The sequence below is a fragment of the Pseudomonas sp. Hp2 genome (assembly GCF_006386585.1).
GTDB classification, from domain to species: domain Bacteria; phylum Pseudomonadota; class Gammaproteobacteria; order Xanthomonadales; family Xanthomonadaceae; genus Pseudomonas_S; species Pseudomonas_S boreopolis.
Map to the genome: position 1 here is coordinate 819,512 of NZ_VAHJ01000002.1, position 19,551 is coordinate 839,062.

The following is a 19,551-nucleotide window of genomic DNA, read 5'->3' on the forward strand; positions in this document are numbered from 1 at the left end:
GGTGGCCGTTCCTGATCGTGGCGCTGCCCTCGCTGGCCGTCGCCGCCGGGCAGCACCTGCTGTACCCGGGCACGCTGCTGAGCCGCTGCACCATCGCCCTGGTGCTGATGGCGCTGTCGGCGCTGCTGATCCACCAGTCCGGCGGCATGGCCGAAGTGCATTTCGTGGTCATCATGGCGATCGCGCTGCTGGTGTACTACCGCGACTGGCGCCCGATCGTCGTCGCGGCCGCGGCGATCGCGGTCCACCACCTGGCGTTCTTCTGGCTGCAGCGCCAAGGCTGGCCATTGCGGGCGTTCGCGCCCGGCACCGGGTTCGGCGTCCTGCTCATCCACGCCGGCGCCGTGATCGTCGAAACCGCGATCCTGGCGATGATGGCGGTGCCGATGCGCAGGCAGCTGCGCTCGGTCGGCCACGATCCGCGCGCGCTCGCGCGCGCCGCCCGCAACATCGCCCAGGAACAGCCCCTGCCCGAGGAGTTCCATGGCATGGACTTCCCGGAAGGTTCGCTGGCGCACACGCTGGCGGCCGCCAGCGACCAGCTGCTGCGCCAGCATGCGCAGCAGCAACGCGAGCACTGCGAGAGCCTGCGCCTGCGCAGCGCCCTCGACAACGTCACCACCCACGTGATGATCGCCGATGCGCAACGCACGATCGTCTACGTCAACCGCCCGCTGGCCGCGATGCTGGCCGAGGCCCAGGACGACCTGCGCCGCGACCTCCCCGGCTTCGACGCCGCCCGGCTGCTCGGCAGCAGCATCGACCAGTTCCACCGCCATCCCGAGCACCAGGCCCGACTGCTCGACCGGCTGAGCGGCACGCACCGCGCCCAGATCAAGGTCGGCGGGCGCAACATGCGGCTGATCATCAACCCGGTCGCCGATGCCGCCGGCGAGCGGCTCGGCTATGTCGTGGAATGGGCCGACCGTACCGCCGAGGTGCAGGTGGAAGAGGAAGTCGCCCGCATCGTCCGCGAAGCCGCCCGCGGCAACCTCAAGGACCGCGTCGCGCTGGACGGCAAGCAGGGCTTCTTCCGCCAACTGGCGCAACAGCTCAACGAGCTGCTGGACAACAACGCGCATGCGCTGGACGGCATCTCCGCCCTGCTGTCCTCGCTGTCGCACGGCGACCTCGGCGCGCGCATGCAGGGCGGCCTGGAAGGCGTGTTCGCACGGATCGGCGAGGACGCCAACAGCACCGCTGAGCAACTGGCCGGCATCGTGCGGCGGATCAAGGACTCCGCCCTGGCGATCGACACCGCCGCCGCGGAGATCTCCGCCGGCAACAGCGACCTCGCCCGCCGCACCGAGCAGCAGGCGGCCGCGCTGGAGCAGACCGCGGCCGCCATGGAAGAACTGACCTCCACGGTCAAGCAGAACGCCGAGCACGCCCGCCAGGCCAACCAGCTCGCGCAGGGCGCCGCCAGCGTCGCCTCGGAGGGCGGCACGGTGGTCGGCCGGGTCGTCGCCACGATGGACGAGATCGAGGCGTCCTCGAAGAAGATCGCCGAGATCATCTCGGTCATCGACGGCATCGCCTTCCAGACCAACATCCTGGCCCTCAACGCCGCCGTCGAGGCCGCGCGCGCAGGCGAACAGGGCCGCGGCTTCACCGTGGTCGCCAGCGAAGTGCGCACCCTCGCCCAGCGCTCGGCCGCCGCGGCCGGGGAGATCAAGCGGCTGATCGACGACTCGACCGGCCGGGTGGCAAGCGGCGCGGCGCTGGTCAAGCAGGCCGGCGCCACCATGGGCGAGATCGTCGCCAGCGTGCAGCGCGTCACCGACATCATGGCGCAGATCTCCGGCGCCTCGCAGGAGCAGAGCGCGGGCATCGACCAGGTCAACCGGACCCTGGCGCACATGGACGAATCCACCCAGCAGAACGCCAGCCTGGTCGAGGAGGCCTCCGCCGCCGCGCAGGCGATGGAACACCAGGCCAGCCAGCTGGTCGACGCGGTCGCGCTGTTCCGGCTCGGGGAGGACGGCGTCGACGCACTGCTGGCGCAGGCGGCGCGGCGCGGCCCTTCAAGAACCGAGCGGACGGCCGATACCGTGGTCAACTTCAATCCGCGATAACGCCTGCAGCGTCCAGGGTCCATGGCCGAAGGCAACGCTTCCGAAGCCCCAGGAGACGCGCCCGGCGAGGGCGCGGAGGGCGACGAGAAATACCTGGTGCGCAACCCTCGCCAGATCCGGGGGTTGCTGCAGTCGCTGGTCCAGCAGCGCTCGCTGATCACCGCCCACGTCGGCGGCCGCGACCTGTTCTTCCCCACCGCCGTGCTCGACGTGGAGGACGCCGGCGACCAGGCCTGGCTGATCCTCGATGGCAGCCCGCAGGAAGCCTCCAACCGGGCGGCGGCGGAGGCCGGCTACCTGCTCTGCTTCGCCCAGCTCGAACGCGTGCGGGTCCGTTTCCGCGTCGCCGGCCACCGGCGGATCGAGCGCGACGCCCATGTCGCCTTTCGCGCGCCCCTGCCGGACGCCTTCTACTACCTGCAGCGCCGCGAGCACTACCGGCTGGAAACGCCGGTCACCGAGTCGCCCAGCTGCCTGCTCCGCTTCGAACACGAGAGCGGGCGCAGGATCGAACTGGACCTGCGCGTCATCGACATCAGCGGCGGCGGGCTGGCCGTCGCACTCGCCCCCGGCATGCCGCTGCCGGAACTCCACCGCACCTGCCGCGACTGCGTGCTGAAGCTCCCGGACCAGGACCCGATCGCGCTGCCGCTGACCGCATGCAACCAGTTCCGGCAGACCCTGCCCAACGGCCAGGAAAGCATCCGCATGGGCCTGCAGTTCACGGACCTCCCGCGCGGCGCCGGCGAGGCGATCCAGCGCTACATCTTCCGCGTGGACCGGCAGCGCAACGCGCGCAAAAGCGGCGTGTTCTGAACCACGCCGGCAAGACCCGTCGGGGCTGGAGTCCCTGCCACGACGCATTCCTCCTTCGGCGCCCCATCCCGGCCACGCCCCTCGCTCCGATGGGAACGCCAGCCCCACCTTACGCCAGGCCCTAAAGTTGCCGCCGCTCCAGCCGATCAGGATCGGACAGAACCCCCGTTGCCTTCGCAGCGCACGCTGGAGCCGCCATGAACGACAAGACCCCCACCGCCGGCAAAGGCGGCGAATTCCTCAGCTTTGCCCTCGGCGAAGAACACTACGGCGTGGACATCCTCAAGGTGCAGGAGATCCGCGGCTACGACACCGTCACCCGCGTGCCCGACGCCCCCGACTACATCAAGGGCGTGATCAACCTGCGCGGCACCATCGTGCCGGTCATCGACCTGCGCCTGAAGCTGAAGCTGAAGGAAGCGCGCTACGACGCCTTCACCGTGATGATCGTCCTCAACGTCGACAGCCGCGTGGTCGGCATCGTGGTGGACAGCGTGTCCGACGTGATCGCGCTGTCCGACGAACAGATCCGCCCCACGCCGGAATTCGGCGCCGCGGTCGACACCCGTTTCATCTCCGGCATCGGCACGGAAGGCGATCGCATGCTGATCCTGCTGGATATCGAAAGCCTGCTCGACAGCGCCGACCTCGCCCAGCAGGAAACCGCGGAAGAAGCGGCCTGAGCGCGCTGTCGGGACATTCCCGACAGCCGCGTGACGCATGCGTGAAAAAGTGATGGAAATCACATATCGCCCGGTCAAGATGCCGACAACCACGCCGATAGCACCGGCAAGGACCTCCGTCGCGGAGGCTCGCCCCACCCGTATCGTATTCCGGAGAACACCGATGAAATCCCTGCTTCCCCTCGTCCTCGCCGCCGTCGCTTCCACCGCGTTCGCGCAGTCGCAGGAAATGATCCCGCCGGAAATGGCCTCCCGGTTCGTGGGCAAGGACGGCATGGTCTGCGGCAAGGTCGAGAAGGCCAAGTACGCGCAGGGTTCGGAAGGCGAGCCGACCTTCCTCTACATGGGCGGCATGTTCCCCCGCCACACCTTCTCGGCGCGCATCGCCGGTTCCGACCGCGGCAAGTTCAGCTTCCCGCCCGAGTCGCTCGAGGGCAAGGACATCTGCGTGATCGGCAAGATCGAGCGCGACAGCTCGCGCGCGGCCATCGACGTCAGCTCGCCGTCGAGCCTGAAGCTGGCCACGATCAAGTAATCCTTTCCTGCCCCCGCCGCCGGCCGCCGGCGGCGGGCTCGCAGCTGCCGCCTGCAGCATCCCAACAAGGAACAGCGTTCATGCAGTGGATCATCAATCTCAAACTGAAGCCGAAGCTGCTGCTGGCCTTCGGCGTCGTCCTGACGCTCATGCTGATCCAGGGCATCATCGCCTTCACCGGTCTGTCGTCCCTCAACCGCGCCAGCAAGCAGCTGGCCGGCAACACCATGTCCAGCGTGCGCGAGGCCGGCGAACTGCGCGGCATGATCGGCGAGTATCGCAACTCCGCCTACCAGGGCCTGGTCCGCGCCAGCGACTCGGTGAAGGAGGAAGCCAAGCAACGCGCCATCCAGCTGCACGGGCAGATCGACGCCGCGATCAAGGCCTATCCCCGGCTGATCGAGACGCCCGAGCAGAAGAAGCTGTTCGACGCCTTCGTCGCCGACTGGAAGAAGGCCAGCGCCTCCTATGCCAGCGTCGAGGAGATGATCCAGCTGAACCTGCCCGACGATGCGGTCGACACGTTCGTCGGCGAAACCCGCATGCTGCACCGGAAGGCCCAGGACTCGCTGGCCGCGCTGATCGCCGAGGACAACAAGCTCGCCCAGGCCGCCAAGGAGCAGGCCGAGGACGTGCACGCGACCTCCGTGACGTTGACCGGGGTGATGATCGCGGCCGGCATCGCGGGCGGCCTGGTGCTGGCGTGGTTCTTCGCCAATGCCCTGGTCAAGACCGTGCGCGGCGCGGTCGCCGTGGCCAACGACGTGGCCGGCGGCAAACTGGACGGCCATATCGACGTTTCGCGCGCGGACGAGGTCGGCGACCTGATGCGCGCCATGCAGCGCATGCAGCGCGACCTGAAGGAGCGCATCGAGCGCGACCAGGCCATCGCCAGCGAGAACCTGCGCATCCGCACCGCGCTGGACAGCTCCTCGACCCCGACCTTCATCACCGACCGCGACCGCATCGTCATCTACGCCAACGAATCGTTCCGCAGGACCGCGGCGCTGCACCAGGAGAGCCTGCGCACGGTCTCGCCGGACTTCGACGGCAACGACGTGATCGGCCGCCCCGTCGCCTATCTCGGCCTGTCCGAAGCGGCCCTGCGCGCGGTCGCCGGCAAGCTCGAGAAGGACGGCAGCGCCCAGGTCGAGGAACGCTTCGGCGAGGCGGTGATCGCCCAGACCATCACGCTCATCCGCGATACCGACGGCAACCTCAGCGGCAACGTCTGCGAATGGCGCGATCGCACCGTCGAGGTCGGCGTCGAGGAGGAAGTGGCGCGCATCGTCCGCGCCGCGGCCGCCGGCGACCTCGGCGGGCGCGTCTCCCAGGACGGCAAGGAGGGGTTCTTCCTGCAGTTGGCCCAGCAGCTCAACAGCCTGCTGGAAGCCAATTCGTCCAGCATCGAACAGATCTCCGGCCTGCTCTCGGCATTGTCGCGCGGCGACCTGACGGCCCGCATGCACGGCGATTTCCAGGGCGTGTTCGCCCGCATGCGCGACGACGCCAATGCCACCGCCGAGCAGCTGGCCGACATCGTCGGGCGCATCAAGCAGTCCTCGCAGGCGATCAACACCGCTGCCGTCGAGATCGCCTCCGGCAACAACGACCTCTCCCGCCGCACCGAGCAGCAGGCCGCCAACCTCGAGGAAACCGCCGCCTCGATGGAAGAGCTCACCTCCACCGTCAAGCAGAACGCCGAGCACGCCCGCCAGGCCAACCAGCTCGCGCAGGGCGCCGCCGGCGTCGCCCGCGACGGCGGCCAGGTCGTCAGCCAGGTCGTCTCCACGATGGGCGAGATCGAGCGTTCCTCCAAGAAGATCGCCGAGATCATCTCGGTCATCGACGGCATCGCCTTCCAGACCAACATCCTCGCCCTCAACGCCGCCGTCGAGGCCGCGCGCGCTGGCGAGCAGGGCCGCGGCTTCGCCGTGGTCGCCAGCGAAGTGCGCACCCTCGCCCAGCGTTCGGCCAACGCCGCCAAGGAGATCAAGGGCCTGATCGACGACTCGGTCGGCAAGGTCGCCGACGGCTCGGCGCTCGTGCACAAGGCCGGCGCCACCATGGGCGAGATCGTCGCCAGCGTGCAGCGCGTCACCGACATCATGGCCGAGATCTCCGCCGCCTCGCAGGAACAGAGCAGCGGCATCGAGCAGGTCAACCAGACCATCACCCAGATGGACGAGACCACCCAGCAGAACGCCGCCCTGGTCGAGGAAGCCACCGCCGCCGCCCGTGCCATGGAGGAACAGGCCGCGCAGCTCGCCGAGGCCGTGGCCGTCTTCAAGCTCGACGACCTGCCCGCGGCGGTGCAGGCCGCCAGCGCACCGCCGCGCACCGTCGCCAGGACCGCCAAGGCGGCGCCGGCGGCCGCGCCGGCCCGGCCGGTGCGCGCCTCGCGTCCGCTCAAGAGCGAGAGCGAGCCGGTGCTGGCGGATGGCGACTGGCAGGAATTCTGATCCACCGTTTCGCTGTTCCGATCGCCCCGGGTCCGCCCGGGGCCTTTTTTTGATGCCGCCGCGGCACGGGTCGTGCGGAAGAAGCTTCTCTAGCGGGAGGAACTTCAGTCCCGCCAGGCAGTGCCGGCACGGCGCCGGGACTGGAGTCCCTCCCCGGCGTTCTCCTTTTCGGCCCCTTCGACCTTCAGGCGTCCGGCACGCCGACCGATATCGCCATAGTCCCCCGACCTTCCGCCCAATGACGCCTGCCGATGCCACCGCAGATTCCCGGGAATTCGAGTTCGCCGACCGCGACTTCCGCCGCGTCTGCGACCTGATCCACCAGCGCGCCGGGATCGCCCTGGCGCCGGCCAAGCGCGACATGGTCTATGGCCGGCTGTCGCGGCGCTTGCGCGCGCTCGGGCTGCGTTCGTTCCGCGACTACCTGGATCGCCTGGAAGCCAGCGGCGAGGGCGACGAGGAGTGGCAATCCTTCACCAATGCGCTGACCACCAACCTCACCTCGTTCTTCCGCGAACCCCACCACTTCGACAAGCTGCACGAGGAACTGCGCCGGCGTGCCGGACAAGCCCCGCTCAAGCTCTGGTCGTGCGCGGCGTCCACCGGCGAGGAACCCTACTCGATCGCGATCACCGCCTGCGAGGCCTTCGGCACCTTGGCGCCGCCGGTCAGGATCCTGGCCACCGACGTGGACACGCAGGTGCTGGAAACCGCCTCGCGCGGCATCTATCCGCTCGAACGCATCGCCTCGCTGGACATCGCGGTCAAGCGCAAGTACTTCCAGCGCGGCACCGGCCCGAACGAGGGCAAGTGCCGGGTGGTGCCGGCGCTGCGCCAACTGGTCGAGTTCCGCCAGCTCAACCTGCTGGCGCCGCGCTACGACGCCGGCGGCCCGTTCGCCGCCCTGTTCTGCCGCAACGTGATGATCTATTTCGACAAGCCCACCCAGCGCGCCATCCTGTCGCGGCTGGTCACGCACCTCGGCGACGACGGCCTGCTCTACACCGGCCACTCGGAGAACTACCTGCACGCGTCCGACCTGATCCAACCCTGCGGGCGCACCCTCTACCGCCGGGCGCCGCGCAACGGGGCGCCGGCATGAGCAGCCTGCCGAAGATCGACGAGGTGATGCGCTACCACGACACCCGGTTCCAGACCGTCGCCGCCAAGTTGCTGCCCACCCAGTACCTGGTGGTCGACGACGACACCGCGCTGACCACCATCCTCGGCTCGTGCGTGGCCGCCTGCCTGCGCGACCCGGTGCTGAAGATCGGCGGCATGAACCACTTCCTGCTGCCGGAGGGGCAGGTCGGCGACGGCGCGCCCGCGCGCTACGGCAGCTACGCGATGGAACTGCTGATCAACGACCTGCTCAAGCGCGGCGCGCACCGCAAGCGCCTGGAGGCCAAGGTGTTCGGCGGCGCCAACGTGCTCAAGGGATTCACCAGCAACCCGGTCGGCACGCGCAACGCCGAATTCGTGCGCCAGTACCTGCAGGCCGAGCACATCCCGATCCTCGCCGAGGACCTGATGGGCATCCACCCGCGCAAGATCTGGTTCTTCCCGGCCACCGGGCGCGTGGTCGTGCAGCGCCTGCCGCACGCCCACGAGGCCGAGGTCGCCGCGGCCGAATCCGCCGTGCGCGCACGCCTGTCCAAGGCCCCGGTCACCGGCGGCGTGGAGCTGTTCGAATGATCGAAGCTCCCGTACGCGTGCTGATCGTCGACGACTCGGCGGTCGTGCGGCAGCTCCTGACCGAGATCCTGTCCCGCGACCCGGGCATCGAGGTGGTCGGCTCGGCCACCGACCCCTATGTCGCGCGCGAGAAGATCAAGCGCTTCGCCCCGGACGTGCTCACCCTCGACATCGAGATGCCGCGCATGGACGGGCTGGCCTTCCTCGAGAACCTGATGCGGCTGCGCCCGACGCCGGTGGTGATGATCTCGTCGCTGACCGAACGCGGCGCCGATGCGACCTTGCAGGCGCTGGCGCTGGGCGCGGTGGACTTCGTCTCCAAGCCCAAGCTCGACGTCGCCCGCGGCCTGGAGGACTACGCCGCCGAGATCGTCGCCAAGGTCAAGAACGCGGCCAAGGCCCGGGTGCGCGCGATCGCCCGCCCGCCCCTGGTCCGGCCCGTGCCGGAAGCGCCGGTGCCCGGCGCGGCGCGCTCGATGCGCTTTCGTACCACCGAGCGCCTGATCGCCATCGGCGCCTCCGCCGGCGGCACCGAGGCGCTGCGCATCGTGCTCGAAGGCATGCCGGCCGACGCCCCGGCCGTCGTGCTGACCCAGCACCTGCCGGCCAGCTTCAGCACGGCCTTCGCCGAACGCCTGGACCGCCATTCGGCGATGTCGGTGCGCGAGGCCGCCGACGGCGAGGCCATCCTGCCCGGCCATGCCTACCTGCCGCCGGGCGGCAAGCACCTGCGCGTCGTGCGCGACGGCGCCCGCTGGCGCGCGCGGATCGATGACGGCGTGCCGGTCAATCGCCACAAGCCAGCGGTGGACGTGCTGTTCCAGTCGGTCGCCGCCAACGCCGGCCCGAACGCGGTCGGCGCGATCCTCACCGGCATGGGCGACGACGGCGCCCGCGGCCTGCTGAAGATGCGCGAGGCCGGCGCGTCGACCCTGGTCCAGGACGAGGCCAGCAGCGTGGTCTGGGGCATGCCGGGCGCGGCGTTCAAGCTCGGCGCGGCACAGGAAGTCGTGCCATTGGAGCGCGTGGCGGAGCGTCTGGTCGCGCTGGCCAACCCGCCGGCGTAGCGCGGGCAAGCATCGCCACAGAAACGGCCTTTTTGCGGGAGCGCTTCTTGTGAAGCGGCTGTTGTGGGAGCGGCTTTAGCCGCGATGGGGCTTTCCCAGGGTCCGGTATCCGTTGTCGCATCGACATCGACCGTCGTCCCCGCCTGCGCGGGGACGACGGCGCGGAAGTTGCTGAAATTCGGTGGCAATCGAATTTCGGGAAAGCCCCATCGCGGCTAAAGCCGCTCCCACAAGAGCCATTCCTGTCGCTTCACCCTGCACGAACAAGAAGCCCGGCTTTCGCCGGGCTTCCTGCTTGCCTTGGGACCCGGGGATCAGGCCGCCACGGTCTCGGCCACGTCCTGGTAGTCCCGGATCTGGTCGAAGTTCATGTAGCGGTAGATCTCGGCGCCCTTGCTGTTGATCACGCCGATGTCCGCCATGTACTCCTCCTTGGTCGGGATCTTGCCCAGGCGCGAGGCGATCGCCGCCAGCTCGGCCGAACCCAGGTACACGTTGGTGTTGCGGCCCAGGCGGTTCGGGAAGTTGCGGGTCGAGGTCGAGAACACCGTCGCGCCCTCGCGCGCCTGCGCCTGGTTGCCCATGCACAGCGAGCAGCCCGGCATCTCCATGCGCGCGCCGGCGGTGCCGAAGGTGCCGTAGTGGCCTTCCTTGGTCAGCTCCGAGGCGTCCATCTTGGTCGGCGGCGCGACCCACAGGCGGGTCGGGATGTCGCGCTTGCCTTCCAGCAGCTTGGCCGCGGCGCGGAAGTGGCCGATGTTGGTCATGCACGAACCGATGAACACCTCGTCGATCTTGGCGCCGGCCACTTCGGACAGGGTCTTCACGTCGTCCGGGTCGTTCGGGCAGGCCACGATCGGCTCGTGGATGTCGGCCAGGTCGATCTCGATGACGGCGGCGTACTCGGCGTCGGCATCCGGCTCGAGCAGCTGCGGGTTGGCCAGCCACTCTTCCATCTTCTTGATGCGGCGGGCCAGCGAACGCGCATCCTGGTAGCCCTCGGCGATCATCCACTTCAACAGCGTGATGTTGCTGTTGAGGTACTCGATGATCGGCTCCTTGTTCAGGCGCACGGTGCAGCCGGCGGCCGAGCGCTCGGCCGAGGCGTCGGACAGCTCGAACGCCTGCTCCACCTTCAGGTCCGGCAGGCCCTCGATCTCGAGGATGCGGCCGGAGAAGATGTTCTTCTTGCCCTGCTTGGCGACGGTCAGCAGGCCCTGCTTGATCGCGTACAGCGGGATCGCGTTGACCAGGTCGCGCAGCGTGACGCCCGGCTGCATCTGGCCCTTGAAGCGCACCAGCACCGACTCGGGCATGTCCAGCGGCATCACGCCGGTGGCCGCGGCGAAGGCGACCAGGCCCGAGCCGGCCGGGAACGAGATGCCGATCGGGAAGCGGGTGTGCGAGTCGCCGCCGGTGCCGACGGTGTCCGGCAGCAGCATGCGGTTGAGCCAGCTGTGGATCACGCCGTCGCCCGGGCGCAGCGAGATGCCGCCGCGGGTGGAGATGAACTCCGGCAGGGTGTGGTGGGTCTTCACGTCCACCGGCTTGGGATAGGCCGCGGTGTGGCAGAACGACTGCATCACCAGGTCGGCCGAGAAGCCCAGGCAGGCCAGGTCCTTGAGCTCGTCGCGGGTCATCGGGCCGGTGGTGTCCTGCGAACCCACCGAGGTCATCTTCGGTTCGCAGTAGGTGCCCGGGCGCATGCCCTGGCCTTCCGGCAACCCGCAGGCGCGGCCGACCATCTTCTGCGCCAGCGAGAAGCCCTTGCCGGTGTCGGCCGGCTGCACCGGCAGGCGGAACAGGTCGGTCGGGGGCAGCTTCAGCGCTTCGCGCGCCTTGCCGGTCAGGCCGCGGCCGACGATCAGCGGGATGCGGCCGCCGGCGCGCACTTCGTCGAACAGCACCTCGGACTTGACCTGGAACTCGGCGATCACCTCGCCGTTCTTCAGCGCTTTGCCTTCGTACGGGCGCAGCTCGATGACGTCGCCGTGCTCCATCTTCGACACGTCCAGCTCGATCGGCAGCGCGCCGGCGTCTTCCATCGTGTTGTAGAAGATCGGGGCGATCTTGCTGCCCAGGCACACGCCGCCGAAGCGCTTGTTCGGGATGAACGGGATGTCCTCGCCGGTCCACCACAGCACGCTGTTGGTCGCCGACTTGCGCGAGGAACCGGTACCGACCACGTCGCCGACGTAGGCGACCAGGTGGCCCTTCTCCTTGAGCTTGAGGATCTCGCCGATCGGGCCGCGCTTGCCGTCTTCCTCCGGCACGAACGGCGCGTCGGGGCGCTTGTTCTTCAGCATCGCCAGCGCGTGCATCGGGATGTCCGGGCGGGTGGTCGCGTCCGGCGCCGGCGACAGGTCGTCGGTGTTGGTCTCGCCCGGCACCTTGAACACGGTGACGGTCAGGCTCTGCGGCACTTCCGGCTTGCTGGTGAACCACTCGGCCTCGGCCCAGCTCTTCAGCACGGCCTGCGCGTTGGCGTTGCCCTTCTCGGCCTTCTCCTGCACGTCGTGGAAGGCATCGAAGATCAGCAGCGTGTGCTTCAGGCCCTCGGCCGCGACCGGGCCCAGCTCGGCGTGGTCGAGCAATTCGACCAGCGGGTGGATGTTGTAGCCGCCCAGCATCGTACCCAGCAGTTCGGTGGCGCGCTGGGGCGTGATCAGCGGCGTCTTCTCGGTGCCGAAGGCGACCGCGGCCAGGTACGAGGCCTTCACCTTGGCGGCATCGTCGACGCCGGCCGGCACGCGGTGGGTGATCAGCTCGACGAGGAACTCCTCCTCGCCCGCCGGCGGGTTCTTCAGCAGCTCGATGACCTCGGCGGTCTGCTGCGCGCTCAACGGCAGCGGCGGGATGCCGAGCGCGGCGCGCTCTGCAACGTGGTGGCGGTAGGCTTCCAACATGACAACTCCCAGGTAACGCGGTGGATGGGGATGGGTGGGCTCAGGCTTGCGGCACGATCAGCTTCAGGCCCTTGAAGTAGTCGCGGTAAAACGTGTCGTTCCAGGTGATCAGGCCGTCGCACTGCAGCAGCGCGTGGGCTCCCACCATGAATCCGTCCAGGCTGCGCCGGCCGCCGCGACGCTGGCGATGGCGGCGATGCATCTCGCCGGCGCGCAACGCCGACTTGGCTTCCAGCGCGCTGAAATGGACGCCCATTTCCTCCAGCGCCTCCAGCACCTCGGCACCGCCCTGCAAGGCGGCGCACAGTTCGGCGAGGGTCGTGCCGCAGACCACCACGCGGCCGCCGACCAGGCTCTGCCGCAGGCAGGCCTCCACCGCATCGGCCTGCGGGCCGTTGCTGAGCAGTTCGATCAGGACCGGGGAATCGACGGCGATGGCCATGGGCTATTCCTCGTCGCGGACCGCGCGCACGGCGGCCTCGGAGGAATCGAAACCGTCCAGCGCGAACTTGCCGCGGGCACGGGAAATGGCATCGTCCACGCTCTTGCGCAGGATGATGCGGCTGCCGTCGAGTTCGACCTTGAGCTGGGTGCCCTTGGTCAGGCCCAAGGCGTCGCGGACCGCCTTCGGCAGGGTGATCTGGCCGCGTTCGGCAACGGTGGCTTCCATGGGTACGCCCTCTTCGGTATGCACGAATTATACATACCTGGGGCGTCATACCGATAGTGCCGGCTAGGCCCGGCACTCCCCCCCTCGGAATGGCCAGGGGCTGGCCAGAACGGTCGTCCCCGCGCGAGCGGGGACGACGCCTGGCCGTCAGAACGCCACCTGGAACCGGGTATTCACCGTGGTGCCCTTGTCCAGGCCCTGTACCGCGCCGCTGCGGTTGTCGGTCTGCCAGCGGACCACGTCCAGCATGATCCGGCTCAGGTCGTTCAGGTACCAGTTCGCGCCCACCGTCCAGGCGTGGCCGGTACCGCCGGTCGGCAGTTCGGCGTAGTCCACGTCCTCGTATCGCGCCTTCAGCTCCCAGGCGCCGCGCCCGCCGGCGGTGACCGGGTCGTTCACCTTGACCCTGCCCCAGGTACCGGTCTTGCCCGCATAGGCCGGCACGGCGCCGCCCAGGAACCAACCGGCCGAGACCGCCCAGGCCTGGTGGTCGAGGTCGTAGCGGCCGGCGGTGCCCACGCCGCGCAGGTTGCGCGTGCCCCACTCGCCCGTCGCCCAGGCGGGACCGAAGAAGCCCGCCGCCTCCAGGCCGTAGGCCGTGCTGCGCTCGGCGCCCGCCAGCGTGCCGGGGGCGATCTTCACCAGGTCGTTGAAGTGGCCGGCGATGGCCGAACTGCGCAACACCCCGCTGGCGCCGGCCGCGATCTCCTCGTGGAACGCCCACGCGCCCAGGTGCGCGACGGCGTCCTGGCGCGCCAGCGGATTCCAGTGCGCGCGCGTGGCCCAGGTCAGGCTGTCGTTGTCGCTGCCCGCATTGTTGAGGTCGTTGCCGGCCACCGACAGGCTGGCATGCCAGCCCTTGCCGTACACGCGCTCGGTCAGGCCGACGCCGAACAGGCCGCGCTGCGGCAGCACCAGCGTGCCGACCACGTTGCGGTCCTGGAACGGCGTGTTGGAGGTGCTGCTGGAGCCATCGATGCCGCGGTCGTTGAGGCGGTTGCCGATGGTCAGGTCCGCCGGCAGCCCGAACGCGCGATGGTCCACCGTCGCGTAGACGGATTTCCACGCCACCTCGTTGTCGGCGAAATCGCCTTCCACCGCCCAGCCGAGGATGCCGTAGCGGCCTTCCGCGCCCAGGCGCACCGAGCGGATCTCGGTGCCGGACAGGTTGCGGTCGCCGGCCGACGAGCCACTGGTGCTGGAACCGTCGACGAACAGGCGGCCGCGCGGGCGGAAGGTCGCCGAGCCATCGGCGTTGGAGAACTCCGGCGCGCCCTTGGACCACGACACCTTCGGTGCCTTGGCCTGGCCGGATTCCAGCGCGGCCACGCGCGCTCCGAGCGCGGGCGCATCCGTGGCGGGAACGGCCGGGGCGGCGCTCGCGGCCGCGGGCGAGCCGCCTTCCAGTGCGCGCAGGCGCGCCTCGAGCTGCCGGATCTGTTGCGCCTGCTGCCGGACCAGGGCGCTCAGTTCGGCCTGGCTCAAGGGCGCGACAGGCGAGGCGTTGCCGGAATCGATGGACTGGGCGCCGGCCTGGGCGCTGCCCAGCAGCAGGCCGAGCGCGACCGTCAGCGCTGCCTTGGGCAGCACGGGATGATGGTTCATGGGTTCTCTCCGGCCAGCCGGCTCCCTGGCCTGGCGCTGGCCCTGGTGGTGTACGGGAAGTGCGGGACGGGACCGCGCCGCCGGACCACCCGGCGGCGCGGCTCATGCCAGGCTCAGCTGGTCGCCTGGGCCTGGCTGTTCGGGCGCCAGGTGATGAGGCGGTTCTCGACCAGGTCCAGCACCCAGTCGATGACCAGCACGAAGGCCGCCAGGATGATGATGCCGGCGAACACGCCCACGGCATTGAAGTTGCCTTCGGCCTGTGCGATCAGGTAGCCCAGGCCCGCCGAGGCGCCCAGGTATTCGCCGATGATCGCGCCGACCACGGCGAAGCCCACCGAGGTGCGCAGCGACGACAGGATCCAGCTCGCCGCCGCGGGGAAGTACACGTGGCGCAGCAGGTCGCCGCGGCTGGCGCCGAGGATGCGCGCGTTGGCGAGCACCACCGGGTTGACCTCGCGCACGCCCTGCATCGCATTGAAGAAGGTGGTGAAGAACACCAGCGTCACCGCCAGCGCGACCTTGGACCACAGGCCCAGGCCGAGCCACAGCACGAAGATCGGCGCCAGCACCACGCGCGGGATCGCGTTGAAGCCCTTGATGAACGGGTCGAGGATGCGCGCCGAGCGCCGGCTCAGGCCGAGCCAGACGCCGCCGGCCACGCCCAGCGCGGTGCCGATGATGTAGCCGAGCGCGGTCTCGGTCAGGGTGATGTAGACGTGCTGGTAGAACGAGGTATCCGACAGCCACGCGTACATCTGCCGGACGATGTCCAGCGGCGCCGGGAAGAAGAACGGATCGATCCAGCCCAGCGCGATGCCGGCCTGCCACCCTCCGAAGATGGCCACCACCAGGGCGGCCTGGATGAACTTGTCAGTCTTGGCGTGCATAACTCTTCTCCACTTCGCCGCGCAGGCAGGCCCAGATGTCGCGGTACAGATCGGTGAAACGGTCGTCGAGCTTGATCTCGGCGACGTTGCGCGGCCTTTCCAGGTCCACCTCGAAGCTGCGCACCACCCGGCTGGCCGGGCCGGCGGACAGCACCACCACGCGGTCGCCCAGCGCGATCGCCTCCTCCAGGTCGTGGGTGATCAGGATCACCGAGCGCCGGTCCTCCTGCCACAGCCGCAGCAGTTCGTTCTGCATCAGGTGGCGGGTATGGATGTCCAGCGCCGAGAACGGCTCGTCCATCAGGATCACCTTCGGCTCGACGATCAGCGCCTGCGCCATCTGCACGCGCTTGCGCTGGCCGCCGGAGAGCTGGTGCGGGTAGCGGTGCTCGAAGCCGGCCAGGCCGACCTTGGCCAGCCAGGCCTTCGCCCGCTGCTCGCGCTCGGCCTGGGCCACGCCCCGGAAGCGCAGGCCCAGCTCGACGTTCTGCAGCGCGGTCTTCCACGGCAGCAGCGCATCCTGCTGGAACAGGTAGCCCACCGACTCCTGCACGCCCTGCACCCGGCGGCCATCGATGGCGATGTCGCCGGACGCCGGCTTGAGCAGGCCGGCCACGGCATTGAGGATGGTGCTCTTGCCGCACCCGGTCGGGCCGACCACGGCCAGGAATTCGCCGTCGCCGACCTGGATGTCCACGTCGCGCACCGCGGTGAAGTTGCCGAACGACATCGTCACCCGGTTGATGGCGACCATGACTTGCGCCGCGGCCGTGGGCGGCGCGATGTCGAGGCGCCGCACGTTGGCATTGAGTGCCATGGGTTTCCTCCGCTTACTGTTTGGCGGCCGTCGCCGCGGCGCTGGCGCGCTCGACGAAGGCGTTGGTGTAGGTCTTGGAAAGGTCGATGTCCGCATTGGCCACGTCGGCATTGAACTCGCGCAGCACGGCCAGCGGGATCTTCAGGTCCTCGGGGTCGAAACGGCCGTCGGTGGTGAAGATGGCGCGGGCGTTCTCGACCGCCTGGGCATAGGTCGCGCGGTCGCCGGACACGTATGCGTCGGGCAAGGCGTCGACGATTTCCTTGGCGCTGTGCTCGGCGATGAAGCGCAGCGCCATCTGTTCGGCGCGCGCGATCTTCTCGGCCGCGTCCGGGCGCTTTTCCAGGAAGCTGCGGTTGGCGTACATCACCGAGGTCGGGTACAGCCCGCCGTAGACCTCGCGGGCGCCTTCGTCGCTGCGCGCGTCGATCAGGATCTTGCCGACCTTGCGCTCGGTGATCAGCGTGGCGGCGGGGTCGTAGTTCACCAGCAGGTCGATCTTGCCCTGCTCCAGCGCCGCCACCGCCGCGGCGCCCGAGCCGACGCCGATCAGCGACACGCTGTCCTCGGGGATGTCGTGCCGGGCCAGGTAGTGGCGCACGAAGAAGTCCGACGACGAGCCCGGCGCGGTGATGCCCACCTTCAGCCCCTTGATCGTCTCCGGCCGCTTGGGATCGAAGCTCGTGTTCTCGCGCCCGGCCAGCACCAGCCCGGAATTGCGCGAGAGCAGCACGAACGCGGTCACGTCCTTGTGCTTGGCCTGCATCTGGATGGTGTGGTCGTAGAAGCCCACCGCCACGTCCGTGGAGTTGGCCACCAGCGCCTGCAGCACCTTCGAGCCGCCCTGGGCGAAGTTCTCGGTGCGTACCTTCAGGCCGACCTGCTCGAAGTAACCGTTGGCGTCGGCGATGAAGAACGGGAGATTGTTGAGATTGTAGGAACCGACGCTGATGCGCACCGGTGCATCGGAGGCGCCGCCGGCCGCTGCGCCCTCCTTGCCGCAACCGGCAAGCAACAGGCTGGCCGCGGCCAGCATGGCGGTGAAGAACTGCTTGTACATCTATCCCTCCCAGGATGTGGAGCGTTGTGGACGGCCGGCTCGCGCAGCCATGCGCGGGCCGGCCGGTTCAGGTCATGCCGCGGACGTCCATTGGCGGGCTTCGGCGGAAACGGGCGAGGTGGCGAACACGCGCCCCTCGAACAGGCGGCGGGCGGTGCGCACCACGCTGGCGACCACCGGCGCGTTCTCCGCACCGCGGCTCAGGCCGACTTCCAGGGCACCGCTCGGATGTTCGAGCGTAACGCTACCGGGCAACGGCAGGCACCCGACGAAAGTGTGGGCCAGCGTGCCCGGCGTGACCGCGGCGGTGGCCAGGCCGACCGCCCCGGTGATTGCCAGGGCCGTGTGGCAGCGATGCGGCATGAAGTAGCGCACCTGGAGATGCCCGCCTTGCCGCGGCTCGGAAAGCAGCACCGGCTTGGGCACCACCTTGCCGCCGGCATCGGCGATGCCCATGCGGGCCCCGGCCTCCACGCGCATGCGCTCCAGCCGCGCCAGCAGCGCGCTGTCGGCGTTCAGCGCCTCCGGTGCCGCATCGGCGGGCACGCCCAGGTCGGCCGCGCGCACCAGCATCATCGGCATCGCGCAGTCCACCAGGCTGGCCTGCACGCCGTCGATCTCGTCCACCGCGCGGCCGCTGGGCAGCAACCGTCCCGTCAGCGCGCCGGCCGCATCGAGGAAGGCCAGGTGCACCGGTGCGGCCGTGCCCGGCGCACCGGCGATGCGGGTGTCGCCGCGGTAGGCCACGCGGCCGTGCGGCGTTTCCACCGTGGCCACGATCAGCTTGCCGGTGTTGACGTTGTGGATGCGCACCTCGGTGCGCGGATGCCGCGCCTGCACTAACCCGCGCTCGATCGCGTACGGGCCGACCGCCGCCAGCATGTTGCCGCAGTTGGGCGTGGTGTCCACGACCTGCCGTTCCACCCAGACCTGGGCGAACAGGTAGTCGACGTCGGCATCGGCGCGGCTGGCGCGATCGACGATCGCCACCTTGCTGGTCAGCGGATGGCCGCCGCCGATGCCGTCGATCTGCAGCGGATGGCCGGACCCCATCACCTCCAGCAGCAACCGGTCGCGCGCCTCCGGGTCGGCCGGCAGGTCGGACGCCAGGAAGAACGGCCCCTTGGAGGTTCCCCCGCGCATGAGCACGCACGGGAGGCTGAGCAGATCGTTGGACATACGTGTGCTAGATTGATGCTTGTATCGGATGAATATCCTTGTGTGATCCGATACTGGCATGGACACGATTGATCTGTGAATTGCTTATTTTTTCCTCATTGATACGTCATGAGCATTAATTGCGAAATCCTCGATCTGCGTGCCTTCCTGCTCGTCGCCGAGACGCGCAGCTTCCATCGCGCCGCCGAAGCGCTGCACGTCTCCCAACCGGCCCTGAGCCGGCGCATACAGAAGCTGGAGCAGGCGGTGGGTTCGCCCTTGCTGGAGCGCACCACCCGCAGCGTCGCCACCACCGCCGTCGGCGAGAACCTGCTGCCGCTGGTGCGGCGCATGCTCGAGGAGTTCGACGGTTCGCTGTTCTCCCTGCGCGGGCAGGACGACACGCGCGGCGCGCAGATCACCATCGCCTGCCTGCCGACCGCGGCGTTCTACTTCCTGCCCAGCGTGATGGCGCGCTTCCACGAGGCGTTCCCGAACGTGCGCTTCCGCATCCTCGACATCCCCGCTACCGAGGGCCTGCAGGCGGTCGAGCGCGGCGAAGTCGAGTTCGGCATCAACTTCATGGGCGCCAACGACCCCAACCTGGATTTCGACGTGCTGGCCGAGGACCCCTTCGTGCTGGCCTGCCGCCGCGACCATCCGCTGGCGAAGAAGCGCAGGATCGAATGGTCGGACCTGGCCCGCCACCAGCTGATCACCGTGCACCGCACCAGCGGCAACCGCACCCTGCTCGACGGCGCGCTGGCCCGCGAGAACCTCAAGCTGAGCTGGCACTACGAGGTGACCCACCTGTCGACCTCGCTCGGCATGGTCGAGGCCGGCATCGGCGTCTCGGTGCTGCCCCGGATGGCCACGCCCGACGGCGACCACCCGATCCTGGTCACCCGCCCCATCGGCAACCCGGTGGTCTCGCGCACCATCGGCATCGTCCGCCGGCGCGGCGCCATGCTCTCGCCCAGCGCCGAGCGCTTCCTGCAGATGCTGATGAGCCAATGGCGCAACAAGCCGTGACATCGGCACTACATACAGCCATGTAACCTTGCGTCCTGCGCCGCGGATCTTTGCCATGCCTGCCATCCCGCATACTGGAC

Annotated in this window: 15 protein-coding genes and 4 pseudogenes; 11 read left to right on the forward strand and 8 right to left on the reverse strand. The window is 69.2% G+C overall.

From position 1 onward, the window contains the following. Nucleotides 1–488: 488 nt before the first annotated feature. The 10 genes and pseudogenes from FD678_RS20845 to FD678_RS08925 all read left to right on the forward strand — a co-directional run. Nucleotides 489–734, forward strand: a pseudogene (locus FD678_RS20845) (PAS domain-containing protein); the annotation flags it as partial. 474 nt (nt 735–1,208) lie between these two features. Beyond that, nucleotides 1,209–2,075, forward strand: a pseudogene (locus FD678_RS20850) (methyl-accepting chemotaxis protein); the annotation flags it as partial. A gap of 21 nt (nt 2,076–2,096) precedes the next feature. Continuing rightward, nucleotides 2,097–2,891, forward strand: coding sequence for a flagellar brake protein (locus FD678_RS08895; RefSeq protein ID WP_140721547.1), 795 nt, complete (start codon nt 2,097–2,099; stop codon nt 2,889–2,891). A gap of 197 nt (nt 2,892–3,088) precedes the next feature. After that, complete coding sequence (locus tag FD678_RS08900) at nt 3,089–3,574, forward strand: chemotaxis protein CheW (RefSeq protein ID WP_140721550.1); 486 nt, start codon at nt 3,089–3,091, stop codon at nt 3,572–3,574. 163 nt (nt 3,575–3,737) lie between these two features. Continuing rightward, complete coding sequence (locus tag FD678_RS08905; RefSeq protein ID WP_140721553.1) at nt 3,738–4,109, forward strand: hypothetical protein; 372 nt, start codon at nt 3,738–3,740, stop codon at nt 4,107–4,109. 80 nt (nt 4,110–4,189) lie between these two features. Beyond that, nucleotides 4,190–5,620 (forward strand): annotated as a pseudogene (locus FD678_RS20855) (MCP four helix bundle domain-containing protein); the annotation flags it as partial. Between the two features lie 18 nt (nt 5,621–5,638). Continuing rightward, a pseudogene (locus tag FD678_RS20860) lies at nt 5,639–6,571 on the forward strand (methyl-accepting chemotaxis protein); the annotation flags it as partial. Nucleotides 6,572–6,809: 238 nt separating this feature from the next. Next, the gene (locus tag FD678_RS08915; protein WP_140721560.1) at nt 6,810–7,673 is read left to right on the forward strand and encodes a CheR family methyltransferase; all 864 of its coding nucleotides are present in this window, start codon (nt 6,810–6,812) and stop codon (nt 7,671–7,673) included. Then, a complete protein-coding gene (gene cheD, locus FD678_RS08920; protein WP_140721562.1) occupies nt 7,670–8,266 on the forward strand; it encodes a chemoreceptor glutamine deamidase CheD in 597 nt (198 codons plus the stop codon). Before FD678_RS08915 ends, cheD begins: the two co-directional genes overlap by 4 nt. Continuing rightward, nucleotides 8,263–9,333, forward strand: a complete 1,071-nt coding sequence (locus FD678_RS08925) for a protein-glutamate methylesterase/protein-glutamine glutaminase (RefSeq protein WP_140721565.1) — start codon at nt 8,263–8,265, stop codon at nt 9,331–9,333. The genes cheD and FD678_RS08925 overlap by 4 nt, the downstream gene beginning before the upstream one ends. Before the next feature lie 314 nt (nt 9,334–9,647). Here the strand turns inward: FD678_RS08925 and acnB are convergent, their stop codons facing one another. From acnB to FD678_RS08965, 8 genes are all read right to left on the reverse strand, one after another. Beyond that, a complete protein-coding gene (acnB, locus tag FD678_RS08930) occupies nt 9,648–12,239 on the reverse strand; it encodes a bifunctional aconitate hydratase 2/2-methylisocitrate dehydratase (RefSeq protein ID WP_140721568.1) in 2,592 nt (863 codons plus the stop codon). A 40-nt stretch (nt 12,240–12,279) separates the two neighbouring features. After that, entirely contained in the window at nt 12,280–12,681 is a 402-nt protein-coding gene (locus FD678_RS08935; RefSeq protein WP_140721571.1) for a type II toxin-antitoxin system VapC family toxin, read from the reverse strand. A 3-nt stretch (nt 12,682–12,684) separates the two neighbouring features. Further along, on the reverse strand, nt 12,685–12,909 hold the full coding sequence (locus tag FD678_RS08940) for an AbrB/MazE/SpoVT family DNA-binding domain-containing protein (RefSeq protein ID WP_140721576.1): 225 nt from the start codon (nt 12,907–12,909) through the stop codon (nt 12,685–12,687). A 147-nt stretch (nt 12,910–13,056) separates the two neighbouring features. Then, on the reverse strand, nt 13,057–14,514 hold the full coding sequence (locus FD678_RS08945) for an OprO/OprP family phosphate-selective porin (RefSeq protein WP_140721580.1): 1,458 nt from the start codon (nt 14,512–14,514) through the stop codon (nt 13,057–13,059). Nucleotides 14,515–14,627: 113 nt separating this feature from the next. Next, nucleotides 14,628–15,404 carry an ABC transporter permease gene (locus tag FD678_RS08950; RefSeq protein WP_140721583.1) on the reverse strand — a complete coding sequence of 259 codons (777 nt, stop codon included), beginning with the start codon at nt 15,402–15,404 and terminating at the stop codon, nt 14,628–14,630. Next, nucleotides 15,388–16,221, reverse strand: coding sequence for an ABC transporter ATP-binding protein (locus FD678_RS08955; protein WP_140721586.1), 834 nt, complete (start codon nt 16,219–16,221; stop codon nt 15,388–15,390). Before FD678_RS08955 ends, FD678_RS08950 begins: the two co-directional genes overlap by 17 nt. A 13-nt stretch (nt 16,222–16,234) precedes the next feature. Then, complete coding sequence (locus FD678_RS08960) at nt 16,235–17,281, reverse strand: ABC transporter substrate-binding protein (RefSeq protein WP_140721589.1); 1,047 nt, start codon at nt 17,279–17,281, stop codon at nt 16,235–16,237. 72 nt (nt 17,282–17,353) lie between these two features. Next, complete coding sequence (locus FD678_RS08965) at nt 17,354–18,448, reverse strand: 4-oxalomesaconate tautomerase (protein ID WP_218569619.1); 1,095 nt, start codon at nt 18,446–18,448, stop codon at nt 17,354–17,356. Nucleotides 18,449–18,574: 126 nt separating this feature from the next. On the opposite strand from FD678_RS08965, the gene FD678_RS08970 reads away from it, so the two are divergent. After that, nucleotides 18,575–19,471, forward strand: coding sequence for a LysR family transcriptional regulator (locus FD678_RS08970; RefSeq protein ID WP_218569620.1), 897 nt, complete (start codon nt 18,575–18,577; stop codon nt 19,469–19,471). The last annotated feature ends 80 nt before the right edge of the window (nt 19,472–19,551 follow it).